Here is a 20614-nt window from a genome sequence, read left to right as displayed (position 1 = left end):
GCTTTGCCCGACGGCCCCCCGTTTTATTTCCTGAAAAGGTTATCCCATGCAAAAGCAAACCCTCACCATCGACGGCAATCAGGCTGCGGCCAGCATTGCTTATAAACTCAATGAAGTGATCGCAATTTACCCCATTACCCCGTCCTCGGCGATGGGCGAATGGGCCGACGAATGGGCCTCCCGCGATCAACCCAATCTCTGGGGTACCGTACCTCGTGTAGTCGAACTGCAAAGCGAAGCCGGCGCGGCCGGCACCATTCATGGCGCGCTGCAAGCCGGTACCTTGGCCACCACCTTCACTGCCTCGCAAGGCCTGTTGTTGATGCTGCCGAATATGTACAAAATCGCCGGCGAACTGAGCCCGACCGTGTTTCATATCGCCGCCCGTTCACTGGCTTGCCAGGGCTTATCGATCTTTGGCGACCACAGCGATGTGATGTCGGCGCGGATGACGGGCTACGCGATGTTGTGTTCCAACTCGCCGCAAGAGGTGCAAGATTTGGCGTTGGTAGCGCATGCCGTGGCTTTGCAAAGCCGCATCCCGTTCATGCATTTTTTCGACGGTTTCCGCACCTCACACGAGGTCGCCAAAATTGTTGAGATCGACGACAGCGTCATCCGGGCGATGATAGACGACAACTGGGTCAGCCAGCATCGCGGCCGGGCCTTAACGCCGGATAAGCCGGTGCTACGTGGTACCGCGCAAAACCCGGACGTGTATTTCCAGGGCCGGGAATCGGTTAATCCTTACTACGCCGCGTTGCCGGAGATTGCCCAACAAACCATGGACCGGCTAGCCGGTTTGACTGGCCGTCAATACCGCTTGTTCGAATACGTCGGGTCGCCGCAAGCCGAGCGAGTAATCGTGATTATGGGTTCCGGCGCCGAAGCGGTGGAAGAAACCTTGGAATATCTGAATCGCCAGGGCGAAGCGGTGGGCTTGTTGAAAGTACGGTTGTTCCGGCCGTTTTCACCGCAGCATTTGATCGACGCCTTGCCGGCCAGTTGCCAAAAAATCGCAGTATTGGATCGCACCAAGGAACCGGGTGCCGACGGCGAGCCTTTGTACAAAGATGTATTGGCTGCCGTAGCCCAAGCCTTCAGCGACGGCGAAAAATTTACCAGCCTGCCTAAAGTGGTGGGTGGCCGCTACGGCTTATCGTCCAAGGAATTCACGCCGGGCATGATCAAGGCGGTTTACGACGAACTGAAAAATGCTAAACCCAAGAACCACTTCACGGTCGGGATTCACGACGACGTTAGTCACAGCAGTTTGGATTGGGACGCGGCTTACCGCACCGATACCCACGATCAAACCTTTCAGGCCATGTTTTACGGTTTGGGCAGTGACGGCACGGTGGGTGCCAATAAAAACACCATCAAAATCATTGGCGAAGAAACTGATTTATACGCCCAGGGCTATTTTGTTTACGACTCGAAAAAGTCCGGTGCGATTACCGTCTCGCATCTGCGCTTTGGGCCAAAGCCGATTCGCTCCACGTATTTGATCGGCGAGAACGACGCGCAATTCATCGGCTGCCATCAAACCGTGTTCCTGGAACGCTACGATATGTTGGCCAACGCCGCCGACAAAGCGGTGTTTCTGTTGAACAGCCCGGCGTCGGTCGATGAAGTCTGGGAAACCTTGCCGCGCAAGATGCAGCAGCAAATGCTGGATAAGAAAATTAGGTTTTATCTGATAGACGGCAACGCGGTCGCAGAAAAATCCGGCATGGGCAAACGCATCAACACCATCATGCAGACTTGTTTTTTCGCGATTTCCGGGGTGTTGCCGCAGGAACAGGCGATTGCCGCGATTAAACACGCTGTGGAAAAAACTTATGGCAAAAAAGGCCAGCGCATCGTCGATTTAAACTTCAAAGCAATCGACGAAACCCTGGCCGGCCTGCGCCATGTGCCGTTACCGAAACAGGCCGACAGCGGTTTCGATATTGCCGCGTTGATTGCCGACAGCGCACCCGAATTTATTCGTCGCGTCACCGGTGAAATCATCGCCGGCCGTGGCGATGCCTTGCCGGTCAGTGCAATGCCTGTAGATGGCACCTTCCCGACCGGCACCGCTGCCTACGAAAAACGCAATCTGGCGCTGGAGATTCCGGTCTGGGAAACCGATTTGTGTACCCAGTGTGGCAAATGCCCGATGGTGTGCCCGCATGCGGCGATTCGCAGCAAAATCGTGCCCAACGAAGCCTTGAGCAATGCGCCCGAAACCTTCAAGCACGCGGCGATGCTGGGTAAAGATTTTCCTGCCGGCCTGTCGATCAGTTATCAGGTGGCGCCGGAAGACTGCACCGGCTGCGGTTTGTGCGTGGATATTTGTCCGATCCGCGATAAATCCAACGCTAGTCGCAAGGCTTTGAATATGCAACCGCAAGGGCCGCTGCGCGAGCCGGAAAGCCAAAACTGGGATTACTTCTTATCCTTACCCGAATACGACCGTCGGCAGCTGAAAACCAACACCATCAAGGGTTCTATGGTGCTGCAGCCCTTGTTCGAATTCTCCGGCGCTTGTGTTGGCTGCGGCGAAACCCCTTATGTAAAACTGGCCTCGCAGCTCTTCGGTGACCGCATGGTGGTAGCCAACGCCACCGGCTGTTCGTCCATTTACGGCGGCAATCTGCCGACCACGCCTTGGACCAAAAATGCCGACGGCCGCGGTCCGGCCTGGAATAATTCCTTGTTCGAAGACAATGCCGAGTTTGGTCTGGGCATGCGAGTGGCGATCGATAAACAAGCCGAACATGCGGCCGAATTGCTGGTGTCGTTACGGGAAACCTTGGGCGGCGAATTGGTTGATGCCATTTTACAAGCCGACCAATCCGATGAAGCCGGCCTTTACGAACAACGCCAACGTGTCGCTGAATTGAAACAGCATTTACCCTCGCTAAAGCAACCTGCAGCGCAAGCCCTGTTACCGCTAGCGGATTATCTGTGCAAGAAAAGCGTTTGGATTATCGGCGGCGACGGCTGGGCTTATGACATCGGTTACGGCGGTCTGGATCATGTGTTGGCCAGTGGTTGCAACGTCAATATCCTGGTTTTGGATACCGAAGTGTATTCCAATACCGGGGGCCAGACCTCCAAATCCACGCCGCTGGGCGCAGTGGCCAAGTTCGCGGCAGGCGGCAAGGCTACCGCGAAAAAAGATCTGGCCTTGCTGGCGATGGATTACGGTAATGTGTATGTCGCCCATGTGGCCTACGCTGGCAAGGACACGCAAACCTTGAATGCCTTCCTGGAAGCCGAAGCCCACAATGGCCCGTCCATCATCATCGCTTACGCGCCTTGTATTGCCCATGGTGTGGATTTATCCAATAACCATAGACAGCAAAATCTGGCAGTCAAAAGCGGGCATTGGCCGTTGTTTAGATTCAATCCGGGCCGCATCCAACAGGGCAAGAATCCGATGCAACTGGATTCGCCGGAGCCGTCGGTGCCGTTGCGCGAATTTGTGATGAGCGAAACGCGCTTCAGCATGCTCTGGCAAAGCCATCCCGACCACGCCGAAGCGTTTTTGAAACAAGCGCAGCAGGACGTGAAAAACCGCTACCGCTACTATCAACAACTGGCCGCGCTGGAATGGAGCGATGCCACCAGCGTCGCGGCCGCCAAAGCCGCACTGAAAGCCGATCTTGCCCAGGAGAGCCAACATGGTTGATTTAACGACAAATTATTTGGGCCTGAAACTGGCGCATCCTTTGGTACCTTCGGCGTCGCCGCTGAGTAAGGATTTGGATAGTGCGCGGCGCCTGGAAGATGCCGGCGCGGCGGCCATCGTCATGTCGTCCTTGTTTGAAGAAAAAATCGAAGCCGAACAGCAGCAGATGGAGCGGTTTTTTTTCGGGCAAGGCATTGGTTACGGCGAGGCCGATTCCTTTCATCCGGTGCCTGAGCAGATTTTGACTTACCAGGAGCAGTATCTGGAAAATCTGCAGCGCTTGAAAAGCAGCTTGCATATTCCGGTGATCGCCAGCCTGAACGGTATTTCCCAAGGCGGTTGGATCGAATACGGCCAAGCCTTGCAGCAAGCCGGGGCCGATGCGCTGGAGTTAAATATCTATCACCTGGCGGCTAATGCCGATGAAAGCAGCGAAACGGTGGAAAACCGCTATCTGGATATTCTGCGGGAATTAAAAAGCCGGGTGAGCGTGCCGTTGACCTTGAAACTTGGTCCGCAATTCAGTTCGCCGATACATTTTGCACAACGCCTTGAAGCGGCCGGCGCCGATGGTATTGCGATATTCAACCGGTTCTATCAACCGGATATTGATTTGGAAACGCTGGAAGTGGTGCCGAAATTGCAGTTATCCACCCAAGCCGAAGCTTTGTTGCGCATTCGCTGGACCGCCTTGCTGTATGGTCGGGTAAAAATGTCGCTGGCGGTAACCGGCGGTTTTCATCAGAGCGCGGATGTGATCAAAGCCTTATTGGCGGGTGCGGACGTCGTGCATTTGTGCAGTGTATTGCTGGCGCAAGGCGTGGGCAAACTCGGCGAGATTCGCGCGGAATTGGAGCAATGGCTGATCGAACACGAATACGACTCCGTCAGTCAGTTAAAAGGTAGCGTCAGTCAACAACATGCCATCGACCCCAGTGCATATGAGCGAGCTAATTACATTCATGTGTTGGATAGTTATACGCCAGCGGCCGGTGTGTTGAGATAGCGTCAAAACCGTGCGGGACTTGGACGAACTATTTGCCGGCTTGGCTAAGTCCAAGTTTCGCAGCCAGTTTCGTCTGCACGGCAAGGATCTGGATTATTTGCGCATCAAGGGCCTGGAAACGGTATTAAGCCATGCCCAAGACTTTATCGGCAAACGCCTGGCCGCAGCCGAGCCGCGCAACGACGGCAAACAAACCCCATTTCGCGGTCATCCGGTGTTTGTGGCGCAACACGCCACAGCTTGCTGCTGCCGGGGGTGCCTGGAAAAATGGCATAAAATTCCGCAAGGCAGGGAGTTGAGTGACGACGAACAAACCTATGTTTGTAAGGTGTTGGAGCGGTGGTTAAGGATTGCTGTTACCGATATTTAGTCAGCCAGAAAACGGCAGATATGTAATTCGCATAAATGGATTAAATTCGTGCTTTAGCTGTAACGATCTTACTATTTACTGCTATTCCGCCGGACTACGAGCGCAAATGTCATGGGTCAAGAAATTCATGCCGAAATCTATCAAGATGCCGACTTTCAGAGTTTCCGCCAGCGCCTAGCCGCAGAAACCGAACTTCTTGGCCGGCTGATTAACAGCCGCGCTTGTTCGGAAGCCGAGCCGGTGGCTGGTTTTGAAATCGAAGCTTGGCTGCTGGACGACAACATGCGGCCGGCACCGATGAATCAGGCCTATCTGCACTCTTTTGCCCACCCTATGGCCGGTCCGGAATTGGCCAAATTCAATATCGAACTGAACACGCTACCGCTGGCGTTGACCGGCGACGTATTCAGCCGCATGCATCAGGATTTGCAAAACACCTGGCAGCAAGCCGAACAGCACGCCCGGCAACTGGATTTGCATTTGTTGGCGATAGGCACCTTGCCAACCTTGCAGCAAAGCGATCTGCATCTGGGCAATATGTCGGACATGAATCGCTACCGGGCCTTGAATCAACAGATTTTGCGCTGCCGAGGCCGGCCGATTCTGCTGGATATATGCGGGCATGACCATCTGAAAATAGAGCATCATGATGTGATGCTGGAAGCCGCCACCACCTCGTTTCAATTGCATATCCAATGCCCGCTCAGCATCGCTCATCATGTGTATAACGCGGCTATCATCGCCTCGGCGGCGATGGTGGCTGTGAGCGCCAACGCACCGTTTTTGTTCGGTAAGGATCTCTGGGCGGAAACCCGTATTCCCTTGTTCGAACAGGCCATTGCCACCGGCGGTTATGCCGGTGCGGCGGACGGGCCCTTGCACCGGGTCAGTTTCGGTTCCGATTTTGCCCGACATTCGATCCTGGAATGCTTTGTCGAGAACCAGCAGCATTTTCCGGTTTTGTTGCCGGAGTATTTCGACGATGCGCCGGAAGCGTTTCAACACTTACGCCTGCATAACGGCACGATCTGGCGCTGGAACCGGCCGCTGGTGGGTTTCGATGCCGACGGCACCCCGCATATCCGCATTGAACACCGTACGCCGGCTGCCGGGCCGACCGTGTTGGATATGATCGCCAATGCTGCGTTTTATTACGGGCTGGTGAAAAATTTGGCCGACGAACGGCAAGCGGGCGGGGCGGAGTTATCCTTCGCCCAGGCCAAGGATAATTTTTATCAAGCCGCGCGGCACGGTTTGGACAGCCATATTGTTTGGTTTGGTGAACATAAACTGCGGTTGGCGGCGCTGATAGAGCATGAGTTATTGCCGCGTGCCGTTCAGGGCTTGCAGGCTTTAGGCATCTGCACTGCTGATTGTGAGAATTATCTGGATGTGATTCGCCAGCGCCTAGCCAATCAACAGACCGGCAGCCACTGGCAGCGGCGGTTTATCAAGGAAAATCCGGGCGAATTTGCGGAGCTGACGCGGGTTTATTTGCAGCGGCAACGGAGTGGAGAAACGGTTTCGGCATGGGGAATATGAATAACTGCAACATCATCTTTTCGGTGCTCAGTCGTTACTGCCATTAAGTTAAGAAAAAGCTCCCTCTCCTGTTGGAGAGGGTTGGGGTGAGGAGAATAAAATAAGGCAAGAGGCTTTATTGGTCCCCTCATCCTAACCTTCTCCCAGAGGGAGAAGGGACGGTCCCAACCTAGCTTAAAGGCAGTGAAGCCGGGGCATTGGAAAGATAAACACGCGATCTACGCCAACCGATCAATCAAGTTCAGCCCGTGACAGCAGATCTCGAAGTACCTCTTCGTTGTTAAAGGCCAATGACATTGCTTTTCCGAGACGTTCCAGCGCGGAACGTGATCCTTGCGCGGAAAACATTCCGGCCTCCGGATCAAAATCGAGCTCATCTTGTAAATCGGGCAGTTGTTCGAATAGTATGACTTGAGCAATTGAGTTCCAGTCGTAACCGTTGCCATTCCAGCCTTCGTCAGCCCGCTCTTCGAATACATGCAATTTCTCAACCATATCCTGGTCGGAAAGTATTAGAGACCGGTATTCTCCCGAGTCCAGAAGAATGAACGGCGCATAGGTAGTCTTGTCTGTATTGTCTTTATCCATAAGGACCTCGGGATGTAAATTTAGTGAAATTTAGCGGGTGCGTAGATCGGAAATGCCATTCGCCTTTGCCCTGAGGGTACTGAGTTTAACGAAGGGTCAGCCACCTCAGGCTTCGACGAGCTCAGCCTTAACGGGGCACCAGGGATAAATAGCGCCGGGTTAATAAGGCTGTGGCCGGGTAAGTGTAGGTGGTTTTCCCGGTTTCATTTATGTCAGCCTGAAAATAACGATAGAATTGCTCCAAGCAAATCAGTTAAATTCGTTATGCCACAGATTTCACGCGCCAATTGCATCCCCAAACAATTCGACAGCCTGCCAAACGGTTTGCTGGATATTTCGGTTAATAACCTACACACCCTAATCCCCGAACCCACGCTTTTCCACCTCCCCGGCAAACGCCCGGAAACCCTGTTTGTCTCGGTCTTGCTGCACGGCAACGAATCCACCGGCTTTCTGGCAGTACAAAAGCTGCTGCAAAAATATCACGGCCAAAGCTTGCCGCGCGGCTTGACGCTGTTTTTCGGCAACACACAGGCGGCGCGTTTCAATTTAAGACGACTGGACGGCCAACCCGATTTCAACCGCATCTGGCCCGGCACAGCGTTACCCGAGTCGCCAGAGATGGTTTGGGCGGCACAGATTTGCCAGATTATGCGTGAACACAGAGTGTTTGCCAGTGTGGATGTGCACAACAATACCGGCTTGAATCCGCATTACGCCTGTATCAATAAATTGGGTAAGGATTTTCTGCATCTGGGCGCGTTGTTCGGCCGTTTGCTGGTGTATTTCACCCATCCCAAGGGAACCCAATCCAGCGCCTTTGCCGAGTTTTGCCCGGCGGTGACTTTGGAATGTGGCCGGCCGGGCCAGCCGCACGGTACTGAACATGCGTTTCAGTTTCTGGACAGTTGCTTGCACTTGCATGAATTTCCGGCCCAGCCGATTGCGAAGCAGGATGTGGATATTTATCACACGGTCGCGCAAGTGACTGTTGCCGAAGATGTCGGTTATAGCTTTAGCGATGCTACGGCCGATCTGCGCCTTGATCCGGAATTGGAAAGTCTGAATTTCACGGAGATTCCGGCTGGTACGGTGTTGGGCACAACCGACTGCGCCAGGATGCCCTTGATTGCCAAAGACAACGACGGTAAGCCGGTTACGGAGCAATTTCTGACTGTTACGGATGGCCAGGTGCAAGTCACGCGGCAAACAATGCCGTCCATGCTAACGCTGGACGAACGAGTCATCCGCCAGGATTGTTTGTGTTATTTGATGGAGCGCTTGGCTGTGGAGACTGGCATTTGAGTTTGTGTTGCGGCGGGAAGCGCTAAAAACCAAAATCCTGGACGCCGCCTTTGCGGGAATGTTAGATTCATTCGGCCGCAACGGCCTTCCAAAGGAGAAGAATAATGTTGAAGTCACTCGACGTGTTACTGGGTTTATCGGTGGTGATGTTGATCGTCAGCATGGCGGTGACCTTAATTAGTCAGGGCATTTTAAATTTACTGGCCAGCCGCGGCCGCAATCTGCGCACCGGTTTGGCCGACTTGCTGGAATTGTTGGATGCCCGCTTTTCCCGAACCGAGGCCGAGTCCATCGCCGCCTTAACCCTGACGCAACGGACTATCGGCGGCCGCTGTCGCTGCCGACTGCCGGCGTGGTTGCAATTTTTTCAGTTCGGCGAAGTGATCCATCGCGAAGAATTTATCAAGATTTTGCTGGATTTAGCGGCTGGCTACGATGTGTCGATCAAAACGGAATTCGAACAGATCAAAGCGAGGCTAGCCAATAAAACCATCAATGTTGGTCAAGCCACGGAGGCCCTGGAGAGCAAACTCCTGGAATATCCGTTGTTTTTTAAGCGCCTGGATATTCAAGCTTTGCTTGCCAAGATCAAAAAAGAAAAAGCCGAAACCAAAAAACAACAGTTTCAGCAGTTGGAGAAAATCGTCGCCGGACAAATCGATCTGCTGGACAAGTTGAAATCGGTGCTGCACGACAGTGGTATCGAAGATCCGGCCACGACCTTGAAAAACGCGCGGATGCTGGCGCTGGAATTTGAAAAATCCAACCCTGAACTGGCGCACGACGTGCGTGAGGCTAATGCCTTGTTACAAGAAGCATCCAGCGATTTTCTGGCGAACATTTGTCTGAATTTTGACCATTTGCTTGACCGGGTCAGCGTCAGATTTACCGCCACCACCCGCGTAGTCAGCGTGATCAGCGCCGCCCTGGTAGCGATTGCGTTGCAGTTGGACACCGTGTATTTGATCAATCGGCTGTCTATGGACGAGCAAATGCGCGCGACTTTTGTGGCATTGGCCCCTTCGCTAACCGAAGATCCGCAACTAAAGGATGCAGTTGAACCAGCCGCTGCCAAAGCTAGCGGAGAGCAGGATACCGAGACCTCGGCTGACGAGACTGTTACAGCCAAAGAAGGCATCGATCAGGAAAAGCAAAAGTATTATCTGAATTTTCTAGCTCAACAGGGCTTGATCAGTTTGCCGGTTGACCGGGATGCTTGGTGTAAGCATTGGAAGCTGGTGAGTATTCCCGGTTTGATTTTGTCGATTTTTCTACTGAGTCTGGGCGGGCCGTTTTGGTATAACGCATTGAGTAAGCTGGTGCAATTGCGCTCCGGCCTTGCCCGCAAGGATGATGAGCAGAAAGCAATCCGCCAAACCACGCAGACTGCGGGCGGCGAACCTCAAACCCCTGGCACTTTGCCGGCATCCAATCCGTTACACGGCGAACGTGGCGATCTGAAGGCGCAGGGCTGAGGAGGCCGTATGGAAAAGCAATGGATAGGCTGCGCGCCGGGTAATTTTCGGACCGGCCGCCCGGCAGGCTTCAAACCGGAAATTATAGTTTTGCATACGACTGATGGCAGCTTGACGAATGCCGCTATCTGCTACAACAAGCCGGGCGCGTTGCAGTCTGTGCATTATGCCATCGGCAACAATGGAGAGATTCATCAATACGTCCAGGAAGCCGACACGGCATTTCATGCCGGTTTGGTGGTCAATCCGGCTGCCGAATTTATCAAGCAGCGACCCAACACCAATCCCAATTTTTTCTCGATTGGTGTTGCCTTAGAAGTGTCGGTGCTTGGCCCGCCTACGGCCACGCAATTAGCGGCATGCTCGAAATTAATCAGGGAAATTGCCGACCGCTGGCGGATTAGCGTCGATGCGGATCATGTGCTGTCGCATAGCGCAATTCGCGCCTCGGTAAACTGCCCCGCTGCCCGTGTCGATATTGCCCAGCTGATTGCCACTGCGTTGCCGGATCCGGCAGCCGATTTGGTGGCTGGCAAGCAAATCGGTTTGCTGAGTAAAGTAAATCTCCGCAGTCGCGCGTCTGTCAGTGCACCGGTGCTGCGTGTCTTGGATGCCGGCAGTAAAGTCGATGTCGTCAGCTTTACGGCAGGTGATGTGGTGTCCGGCAACGGCTATTGGTATCAGGATAAAGACAATTGTTTTTTCTGGGCGGGGGCCACAGATCGGCCCAATCCGCGGGTATTGCTAACGCCGAACGAAGACGAGGCGAGTACCGATACTATGCTGCTCCGTGACCAAGCTGCCGCTGCGGTTGCCGGTTTGCAGATCAATCGCTCCCGATTCCGTTTGCCGGCTGGGCAGTTTTTTCCCGAGCGGCCGAAAAAAGATCTGATTGTTTTGCACTTCACGGCGGGTTCGTCTGCCAAGTCGGCGTTCGATACCTGGATCGGCGATGCCCAACATATTGCCGCAGCTTATCTGGTGGATGTCGACGGCACAGTCTATGAAGTGTTCGATCCGACGCAGTGGGCTTATCATCTGGGGGTGAAGGGTTTTAACGGCCGACTGGATCAACGCTCAATAGCGATAGAAATTGCCAATGTGGGGCCATTGCGGCCGGCGCCGGATAATCCGGAAGTCTTGAATTGGTGGCCGCCGCGTCGGGGCCAAACCCAGTTATTCGGTACTCGATACTGCGACAAAACCCAAACCGATAAATATAGGCAAACCAGCTATCGGGGCGAGCAGTATTTCGCTACTTTTCCCGCGCAGCAGGTGCAGGCGATTCGCTTGCTGCTGAACGATTTATGCGGGCGATTTTCCATACCGAAAACCTTGCCTCCCAAAGCCAAGCAATTTGAACGCGATCTGGATTTTTTTCAGAGCTATTCCGGTATCGCCAGTCATGTGAATTTTCGCAGCGATAAATGGGATATAGGCCCAGCCTTCGATTGGGCGGCGTTGGCTATTGCCAATGCGCACGGCGCCTGATTCGCGCTTGTATACGCCAATCCCGCTGGTGATCAGGTATTTTTGGCGCCTCATCACAAGCTTATTCTCACAACCGATGCGGCCGTCACAGTTCTGCCCGGCCGCCGGCATGAATGTTCGCTGCGGCTGTTAAGATGGTTTAACTAAGCGGTCGGGCAATTTTGGCCCGGACCGCTATGCTTATTTGGCACACGCTATCGCCTCACCCGCAAATCCAGCAACCCAGGAAATATCATGCCCGAAAAACCGTTCTGTATTTTTGTAGTGGATGACGATGCTCTGTTGCGTTTGGTCATAACCGATCAATTGCAGGGACATGACTATCAAATCCACGAGTTTGCCAATGGCGAGGAATGTTTGGCCGCCATGGATTTGGCCCCCAATCTGATTTTGTTGGATATTGAAATGCCGGGCCTTAGCGGTATCGAGGTATGTCGGCAGATTCGCGCTGACGGCAATGACGATGTGCAGGTCATGTTTGTGTCTGCCCACGACGATCTGGAGATTTTACTGACCGCATTTGATGCCGGCGGTAACGATTTTATTCCGAAAAACGCCAAAAAAGACGTGCTGCTGCGCAAGGTCGATTTGGCCATCGAAGCCGAGCAGCAAAAACGGCAACTGCAATCGCAACTGTCTTACGCGCAAAAAACCGCATTTACCGCTATGTCCAGTTTGGGCGAAACCGGCACGGTATTGCAGTTCTTACGCTCATCGTTTCAATGCGTGACGTTTCAGCAATTGGGTAGTTTGTTAATCGAGACCTTGCAGCAATACGATCTAAACGGTTTGGTGAAATTGACCGATACGGTGAACGAATACGACTTTAGTCCGGAAACAATCTGTACGCCGCTCGAAGCCTCCATCCTTACCTACGTGGCTAAGTTGGGCCGGATTTATCAGGCCGGTGATCGCTTGGTGTTTAATTTTCCGCACGTGACGCTCTTGGTGACCGGCCTGGATACCGACGATCCGGATGCGATCGGCCGCTTGCGCGATCATCTGGCGATACTTGCCGAAGGTGCCGGTGCCCGTATCGAAGCGATGATCAGCGAACAACAACGTCTACAGGAAGCGAATGCCCGCCTGGAAGGCGTGAGAGAGTTGACCGATTTATTGATCGAGATCGAGGCCAATCAACAAAGTAATCACTCGCAGATGGTGAATTTAGCCGAACAGCACAAAATGAACATGGAAAGCGCCTTTATTCATTTGGGGTTGACCGATAGCCAGGAATTTTTGCTGAACGGTTACGTGGACGAACTCACTTCGCAAATGGACAACTTGTTCGAGAACGATAACAAGCTGGCCTTGCGGCTGAACCAAATTGTCGAAAAACAAAAAGCCTTGCTGTTATCGGCCCAAGATAGCCGCTAAATACCCGTCCGAATCGCTACCGACCTAATATTCGCACCGAGGATTGCCTATGCAAGCTTTGTTTTCGCCCGCTGTGGCGCTGATGAATCGATTGAGTTTCAGCAAGAAGTTTGTGGTGATAGGTTTTCTGTCGTTGCTGGCGGTTGCCGTGGTGTTTTACGCTCTTTATCAAAGTCTGAACCGGGTGATATTGGATTCAGAGCGCGAGCTTCAGGGACTGTTACAAATCAAGCATATTACGCAGACCATGCAATCTGTGCAGCAGCATCGCGGCATTACCGTGGCGGTGCTCGGCGGCATAGAGAGTTTGCGCGATAAACTTGACGTATCGGAAGCCAAAGTTGCTGCGGCCTTATCGGCTTTGGGGCCAACGCTGGCGGCGGATTCGTTGACCGCTTCGGCATACGCGGATATAAAAAACGATTGGGAGCAACTCCGGCAAAACGCCGCCAACCAAAGCATTGAAGAAAGCTACCGCTTACACAGCCGTTTGGTCGAGAAGTTATTGGATTTAGAAGAACTGATTGGCGAGGAATCCTTGTTGTTCACCGACTCGAATCTGGATTCCTACCATCTGATCATGCTGGTAACCGAGCAAATGCCAAAGGCCCTGGAAGGCGTTGCGCAATTGCGTGCGTATGGCATTGGGATACTGGCCAAAAAGCAGATTAGCGCTCAGGAAAAAATCGAAATTTACCTGATTAAGGACAGAATCGAATCCGGCATCAGGGTCATTGAAGAAACGACTCACGACTTTAAACGCTATAAACCGGAATTGCACCCGATACTCGCCACCACCAGGGAAAATATTGTCAACGCAGCCAGGCTGATTACTCAGCATGTCATTGCCGATATTGTGGAGGAAAAATTCTCCATCAATCCGGAATACTTTCATTCCACCGTTACCTTAGCGGTGGATACAGCGTATGCGGAAATTTACGACAGTTTTATCCCGGCAGCCGAACAACTGATCGAGGCCAGAATTGGCGTGGCGAAAACCACGCTAGCGCTGAGTATCGGCATCCCCGGCTTTATATTTATGCTGATCATTTATTTTGCGATTGGCGCCCATCTTGCGGTGAGCCGATACGTGGAGAGGCTGGCGAAAACGGCAAAAGCGTTTGCCGGCGGCGACTTTCAGCAAAGAATGCCATTAACCCTGCGTGATGAAATCGGGCAGGTTGCGGAGAGTTTTAACGAAATGGCCGATGGTTTTGCGGCGCTATTGGCCGCGAGGCGCGAGGACGAGATTCGCATCCGCAGTATTGTTGATACGGCTCTGGATGCTTTGGTGCAGATGGATGCCGATGGTTTTATCAATGGCTGGAATCGCCAGGCCGAACAGATATTCGGTTGGCCGGCCACCGAAGTCTTGGGCCGCTTGTTGCATGATGTGATTATTCCGGAGCGTTACCAACAAGCTCATCAGCAAGGCATACGGCGCTATTTGGATACCGGGCGCGGAACGGTCTTGAACCAGCGAATTGAAGTGGTGGCGCTGCACCGTGACGGGCATGAATTTCCGATTGAATTGGCCATCACCCCTAACAAATTGGCAAATGCTGTCGAGTTCAGCGCCTTTATCAGAGACATTTCCGCGCAAAAACAGGCGATACACACTTTGCAAGCCAGCGAACAGCGGCATCGGGCGCTGTTCGAATCGTCGCGGGATGCGCTGATGACCCTCAGTGCCAGCCGTGGCTTTATCTCAGCCAATACGGCAGCAATCAACCTGTTCGCCTGCCGGGATGAGCAGGCGTTTTTAGCGCAAACCCCGGCCTCATTGTCGCCGGAATTTCAACCAAACGGCCTATCATCCGCCGAGCTGGCCAATGAAAAGCTCGAGCAGGCCATCGCCGAAGGCTCGGTGATCTTCGAATGGCTGCACAAACGCTTAACCGGCGAAACCTTTTACGCCGAAGTGCAACTCAGCCGGGTGGAGATCGACAACGAAATTGTGCTGCAGGCCACGGTGCGCGACATCAGCGAAAACAAACGTGCCAAAGCGGCACTGATGACCAGCGAAGCCAGGACTAGGGCGGTACTGCGGACCATGTCCGATGCCGTGGTGTTGATTGATAACAAAGGCATCATGCTGTTGGTTAACGACGCCATTAGCGATTTGTTTGGTTATGAGGAAGACGAGTTATTGGGGCAAAATGTGAAGATGTTGATGCCGGAGCCTTACTATTCCGAGCATGACGGTTATTTGCGCCGGCATCTGGACAATACCAAGGAACGGGTGATGATCGGCCGGCGAATCGAAGTGGAAGGCAAGCGTAAGGATGGGCTGCTGGTGCCGATAGAGTTGAGCGTCAACGAATTGATGGATGATTTTGGTAGCACTTACATTGGGGTTATGCGTGACATCAGCCATCGCAAAGCAGTAGAGCAAGCGCACGAAGCCGCGCGTTTGGAGGCGGAGCATTTGGTGCATATGAAAAGCGAGTTTCTGGCCAATATGAGTCATGAAATTCGTACACCATTAAATGCCATTATCGGCCTGGCCAAAATGAACCTACGCGATAACGCCGGGCGGAATATGCAGGAAAATAGCGCCCGTATTTACGATGCCGGCATGCATTTGCTCAGTGTGGTCAACGACATCTTGGATTTCTCCAAAATTGAGGCGGGCAAGATGACTTTAGACGAGCATCCGTTTCGCCTGGATGCGTTGATACAGGATGCCATCAGTCTGGTGGATATGCGTGCCAAGGAAAAGCAACTCGATTTAATAGTGCATCGTCCCCAAGATTTGCCGGAATGGGTGATTGGCGACCCCTTGCGCTTAAGACAGATTTTGGTGAATTTATTGTCAAATGCCGTGAAGTTCACCAATCATGGCTATGTCAGCCTGGAAATTTATTGGCAGAAAGACATGACGGACATCAGTGTCACGGACAGCGGTATCGGCATGACCGCCGAGCAGATTGGTCGTCTGTTTACCGCTTTTCAGCAAGCGGATAACTCTACCACCCGTAAATTCGGCGGCAGCGGCTTAGGTTTGGCAATTAGCCGGGATCTGGCCAACTTGATGGGTGGCGATATTGTCGTGAAAAGTACCTTGGGGACAGGCAGCAAATTCACTTTGACTGTGCCGCTACCGGCGACGGATGCCGGTGTCGAGCATTCAGCGGATTATCATCAGGACAATGGCGGACGCTTGCGCGGTTTGAGAATATTGGCTGCGGAAGACGTGGCTTTAAATCGCTTGGTATTGGAGGATTTGTTGAGCCACGAAGGCGCGCAGGTGACTTTTGCGGAAAACGGCCAACAGGCGCTGGATCGCCTGGACGAAGCCGGCTACACCGGTTTCGATGCGGTGCTGATGGACATTCAGATGCCGGTGATGGATGGCTATCAGGCGGCGCGGCGTATTCTGGAAATCGCGCCGGATTTACCTATCATCGGTTTGACCGCACACGCCATGCCCGAAGAGCGGCAGCGCTGCCTGGAAACGGGCATGCGGGATCGCGTTACCAAACCCATCGATGCCAACGCCCTGGTTGGTGCGTTGCGGCAGCATGTGTCTATCAGCAAGGTGTCTGATCACGCCAGCGGAAAGGGGGGTGCTGCCGAGGTAATTGAAATTCCGGAAGCGGCAAATGAGGCTATGGTGGCGGTAGCGACTGAAGGCTTGATCGATTGGGAGGTCTTGCAACAGCGTTTTGACGGTCGTCAGGCCTTTATAGACAAGTTGATCGACAACGCCTTGGACGGCGCGCAGCAGGCTAACGTCGATAAACTAAGGTTGGCCGCTGAGCAGCGCGACTATGCCGCAATTAAATTTGTCGCGCATAATTTGAAAGGTTTTGCCGGCATTTTCGAGATTCAGCAAATACAGCACTTGGCGCAGCAAGCCGAGGTGGCCGCCAAGGATCAGGCCGAAGAAGCGATGGTACTGGCCGAAGGTTTGGCCAATGCGCTGGAAACGACTCTGGCGGAGTTGCAGCGTAAACGGACTGTCGCTGGTTAGGGCCTCCGAAACTATTTATGCCATCAGCCACGTCGTCCGCAGCCTCGGAGAGGCCGCTTTCACGGTAGTGGCGAAATTTAAGGGGCGACCGCTCGTCATCATCCCAGGAAAGGATTTCCCGGTCCTATATTGCACACCGTTATCCCTTTCGTATCCTCAGGGGCATAAAGGCAGAGTTCGTTGAAGCCCCGGCTGGTTTGCATTCCGCAGGTTCTGTACCCGCAAGGGCATTAAGGCGAACGGTAGTTAGTGGCGGGGTTAATAATCATCGCTTGATTGCCCCGATGTGCTCAGACTGGTGGCGAAAAAAATGGCGGGTCTATGCAACCCGCCATCAAAACATCCCTGTCGCTAGGAGGAGGTTTGCCTCTCACTAACAAAAGCCGACAAAATCACCTGGTCGATTTGTCATGTTAATGAACGGAACCTCTAAATTAAAACGATATAATGTGATTTTTATATCGAAAGAATAGATTGTCATTGCAACGTCGAATTACAGTATAGGTTAGTAATAAAATTTTGCTTTGAATCCCGGAATTTTTTTAGGAGCACGCCTATGAATCTTAATCAATTGGAATTGCTGCGAGTTTTGCAGGAAACCGATTGCAACTTGAGCAAAGCCGCGGAAAAAATGCACGTGGTGCAGTCGGCGGTCAGTCGGCAACTCCAGTTGTTTGAAATAGAAGTGGGCTCGCCGCTGTTCGTCAGACAGGGAAAAAAGCTGACGGGTCTGACGCCCTTGGGCGAAAAGATCATGGAAGAAGTAGATTTAATCAATCAGGCTAAAAAAAATATCCAACTGATTGCCGACGACTTTCTGGAAAATAGTAACGGCACCTTACGGATAGCGACTACTCATACGCAGGCTAAATATTTACTGCCGGAACCGATAGGCCGGTTTAGGCGCAAATATCCGGGCATTAAAATCTATATGGTGCAATCGTCGCCGGATAATCTGATTAATTTGTTACATAGGCATCAAGCCGACATCGCCATCTGCACCGAAAAACTGGACGAAGACGACAAATTAGTGGTCAAGCCCTGTTATCACTGGCATCACGTCGCCGTGGTGCCACTCGGTCACCGGCTGGCGGAAGGCGAAATAAGCCTGCAACGGCTATCAGCTGAGCCGATTTTGACTTACACCCCTGGTTTTACTGGTCGCTCGACGATAGAAAAAGCCTTTCATAACGCCCATTTACCACTGGATATTACCTTGGCGGCGGCCGATTCCGATGTGATAAAAACCTATGTGCGTTTGGGAATGGGCGTGGGGATTATTGCCGGTACGGCTTACGAAGCCAGCAAGGATGCCGATTTGGTTGCCCTAGACCTGTCGGGTTTGATACCCAGTTCCACAACTAAGATTGCTTACCTGAAACAACTGTACGTACCCAATTACTGCCGTTATTTTATCGATGAATTGCTGGCGGAAGCCGCGCGGAAAAGCCGGGAAAGAGGCGAGGGGTTTGACGAATGTTAAGCTGTCGGACCATGGCTGCGGGCAGCTCGTCTCTGTCGGCTGGGTGTAGTAAATGTGTGTGAAAAGGGGTGCTAAACCCGCTTTATTTAACATAGATTAATAAAAAACTATCGGATTTGGCGTCTTGCCAATTGTCTAGCTGTTTGATTGCGCAAAATATTTCTAGTCCGGCTTTAAATTTGCTGGTTACTTTCGGTTTAAGCCCTGATACCGAAACTATTAAGCCGGCAAATGTCTTTTCCAGCCCATCAATCCCTCCAAGAGCTATACGTCAGTTGCCACGGCGAGTTGGAGACTGTGCTGTATTCGCGTGTACGCTGCCGGGAAACCGCCGCGGACATTTGCCAGGAAGCGTTCGTGCGCTTATGTCGCAGCGAGGACTTGGGTAGCGTCGGCAATCTAAAAGCCTATCTGTTCCGTACCGCGCAAAATCTGGTGATTGATTACTATCGCAGTCAAACCGTGCGCCATGCTACGCTGGTGTCATGGCCGGACGATACGCCGCCGGAAGTGGAAGACCTGCGCTGCGCGGAAACTGTGGCGCTGGGCGAGGAGGATTTGGACCGCCTGATCGAGGGTATGAGCAGCCTGTCCCCGTTGTGCCAGCGGATTTTTTACCTGAACCGCTTCGAAGGCCTGAAGCAGCGCGAAATCGCCGAAACCCTGAATATCTCGGTTCGCACCGTCGAAGAGAACATCAAAAGGGCATTGCTGCAATGTGCTAAAACCCTGGATGAATTCGAATAGCGACTGTGGTTTAGGCCACCGGCCTCGTCTATGATATATCTCCCCCACCGTTTAACCAGGAATTAACCATGTCCACCGAACCGATGCCGGATAATGCCGAGCGTTTGCTGGAACAGGCTTGCGCTTGGTTAAGCCAATTGCATTCCGGTGAATTTCCCGTGTCCGCGCGGCAAGAATTGAATGCCTGGCGCGCCGCCGACAGCGCCCACGAACAAGCGTGGCAACGTGCCGAAGCGCTGTGGGCAGGTTTGGGACAACTGCGCGGCCGCCGCAGTATTCCCGGTGCGCAACCCTTGCCGGAGGAGGGAAGCTTAACAGCCAAAATACAACCCTCTTCCTCTGGGAGAGGGCAGGGTGAGGGGACGCAAATTAATTTTATGCCGACCACCACCGCCCTCTCGGTAATTGATCCCGACACGACCCCATCTTCTGCATCCATGCAGTCGTCCCGAGAAGAGAGGATGCTTTTACGACAGTCTCCAGGGCAAGGTGGCAGGCAAGCGAAGGCAGCGGATGTGCTGGCCGCAAGTCCGGTTGCCATGCTGGATTCCCGTCGGTGCGGAAATGACAGCCTCAGGGATTTTAAAGTCCGGGTCAATACCAGAACCCGCCACCCTAACCGATCCTTCCGTTTGGCTGTAGCCTGCTGTGCAATGCTGGCAGTCACGCTCACCGCGCTGTATCCGCCGGCATTCTGGCGGGCAGACTATCTCACCGGTAAGGGCGAGCAGCGCAGCGTGACCTTGGCCGACGGCTCGCGGGTGATGCTTAACACCGCCACGGCCCTGGCCATCCACTTCGACGCAGGCACGCCCCGGGTGGAGTTATTAGCCGGCGAAGCGTTTTTTGACGTGGCTAAAAATCCGCAACGGCCGTTCGTGGTCACTGCTGCCGGCAGCGAAGTGCGGGCAGTGGGCACCGCCTTCGCCGTAAAGCGACAATCCGAGCAAACCGAGGTGGAACTGGTCGAAGGGATTGTTGAAATACAAGACGGGCAGCAACACCAAGAACGCCTGACGGCCGGGCAGTCCGCGTCGATAGGCGCCAGCAGCATTGCCCTAAAAAGCGTCGGCCATCCGGACAGCATGGCGCTGTGGCGCGATGGCTATCTGCAATTCGACGGCTTGCCGCTAAGCGACGCCATTGCCCAAATCAACCAATATCGTCCCGGCCGCGTCGTGTTGCTGAATACCGCGCTGGCCGACAAGCGCATCAGCGGCCTGTTCCGCTTGGATGCGCTGGATCAAGCCATCGCCAGTTTAAAAGCCGCCATCCCGGCGCTGCAAATTGTCAGCATCACGCCGTATCTGGTGGTGTTGCGTTAGACGTTGTTACTTCCCCCTTTGAAAAAGTACCCTCGGGGGCATAAAGGGGATTGAGGGGGGATTTATCTAAAAAATCTCCCCTGGCCCCTCTTTTTCAAAGAGGGGAAATAAAACCATCGAATCCGAGCCAGCGACGTCCACTTCCCCCTTTGAAAAAGGGGGACCGAGGGGGATTTAGTCTCAACTACTTAGGTAAACACTGCCCCGCTTTGCCATCGCCAATTCAATTTTCCATTGCCTATTTCCCCCC

The 20614-nt window shown here is 53.2% G+C and carries 13 protein-coding genes; 12 read left to right on the top strand and 1 reads right to left on the bottom strand.

Translation table 11 applies throughout. The annotated features are described in order from the left end of the window. Positions 1-46 precede the first annotated feature (46 nt). The 4 genes from nifJ to DDY07_RS10645 all read left to right on the top strand — a co-directional run bounded on the left by nifJ (position 47) and on the right by DDY07_RS10645 (position 6597). The gene (gene nifJ, locus DDY07_RS10660; protein ID WP_171695869.1) at positions 47-3679 is read left to right on the top strand and encodes a pyruvate:ferredoxin (flavodoxin) oxidoreductase; all 3633 of its coding nucleotides are present in this window, start codon (positions 47-49) and stop codon (positions 3677-3679) included. Beyond that, the gene (locus tag DDY07_RS10655) at positions 3672-4685 is read left to right on the top strand and encodes a dihydroorotate dehydrogenase-like protein (protein ID WP_171695868.1); all 1014 of its coding nucleotides are present in this window, start codon (positions 3672-3674) and stop codon (positions 4683-4685) included. Before nifJ ends, DDY07_RS10655 begins: the two co-directional genes overlap by 8 nt. 10 nt (positions 4686-4695) lie before the next feature. Beyond that, a complete protein-coding gene (locus DDY07_RS10650; protein WP_171695867.1) occupies positions 4696-5055 on the top strand; it encodes a DUF4186 family protein in 360 nt (119 codons plus the stop codon). Positions 5056-5166: 111 nt separating this feature from the next. Further along, the gene (locus DDY07_RS10645; RefSeq protein ID WP_171695866.1) at positions 5167-6597 is read left to right on the top strand and encodes a glutamate-cysteine ligase family protein; all 1431 of its coding nucleotides are present in this window, start codon (positions 5167-5169) and stop codon (positions 6595-6597) included. 231 nt (positions 6598-6828) lie between these two features. Here DDY07_RS10645 and DDY07_RS10640 read toward each other — a convergent pair whose 3' ends face one another. Further along, entirely contained in the window at positions 6829-7185 is a 357-nt protein-coding gene (locus DDY07_RS10640; protein WP_033155298.1) for an Imm51 family immunity protein, read from the bottom strand. A gap of 264 nt (positions 7186-7449) precedes the next feature. Here DDY07_RS10640 and DDY07_RS10635 point away from each other — a divergent pair, with 264 nt between their 5' ends. From DDY07_RS10635 to DDY07_RS10595, 8 genes are all read left to right on the top strand, one after another. Next, positions 7450-8490, top strand: coding sequence for a M14 family metallopeptidase (locus tag DDY07_RS10635; RefSeq protein WP_171695865.1), 1041 nt, complete (start codon positions 7450-7452; stop codon positions 8488-8490). A 104-nt stretch (positions 8491-8594) separates the two neighbouring features. Further along, complete coding sequence (locus DDY07_RS10630) at positions 8595-9965, top strand: hypothetical protein (RefSeq protein ID WP_171695864.1); 1371 nt, start codon at positions 8595-8597, stop codon at positions 9963-9965. 9 nt (positions 9966-9974) lie between these two features. Continuing rightward, positions 9975-11456, top strand: a complete 1482-nt coding sequence (locus DDY07_RS10625) for an N-acetylmuramoyl-L-alanine amidase (RefSeq protein ID WP_171695863.1) — start codon at positions 9975-9977, stop codon at positions 11454-11456. Positions 11457-11690: 234 nt separating this feature from the next. Then, the gene (locus DDY07_RS10620) at positions 11691-12833 is read left to right on the top strand and encodes a PleD family two-component system response regulator (protein ID WP_171695862.1); all 1143 of its coding nucleotides are present in this window, start codon (positions 11691-11693) and stop codon (positions 12831-12833) included. 49 nt (positions 12834-12882) lie between these two features. Further along, positions 12883-16809, top strand: coding sequence for a PAS domain S-box protein (locus tag DDY07_RS10615; protein WP_171695861.1), 3927 nt, complete (start codon positions 12883-12885; stop codon positions 16807-16809). 556 nt (positions 16810-17365) lie between these two features. After that, the gene (locus DDY07_RS10610) at positions 17366-18292 is read left to right on the top strand and encodes a LysR substrate-binding domain-containing protein (protein ID WP_171695860.1); all 927 of its coding nucleotides are present in this window, start codon (positions 17366-17368) and stop codon (positions 18290-18292) included. Positions 18293-18523: 231 nt separating this feature from the next. Further along, positions 18524-19039 carry an RNA polymerase sigma factor gene (locus tag DDY07_RS10605; RefSeq protein ID WP_171695859.1) on the top strand — a complete coding sequence of 172 codons (516 nt, stop codon included), beginning with the start codon at positions 18524-18526 and terminating at the stop codon, positions 19037-19039. 68 nt (positions 19040-19107) lie between these two features. Next, the gene (locus tag DDY07_RS10595; RefSeq protein WP_253734465.1) at positions 19108-20364 is read left to right on the top strand and encodes a FecR family protein; all 1257 of its coding nucleotides are present in this window, start codon (positions 19108-19110) and stop codon (positions 20362-20364) included. The last annotated feature ends 250 nt before the right edge of the window (positions 20365-20614 follow it).

This window comes from Methylomonas sp. ZR1 (assembly GCF_013141865.1).
Classification (GTDB): Bacteria; Pseudomonadota; Gammaproteobacteria; order Methylococcales; family Methylomonadaceae; genus Methylomonas.
The sequence above is the reverse complement of the archived record's forward strand: the minus strand, read 5'-3'. Positions and strand labels throughout refer to the sequence as shown.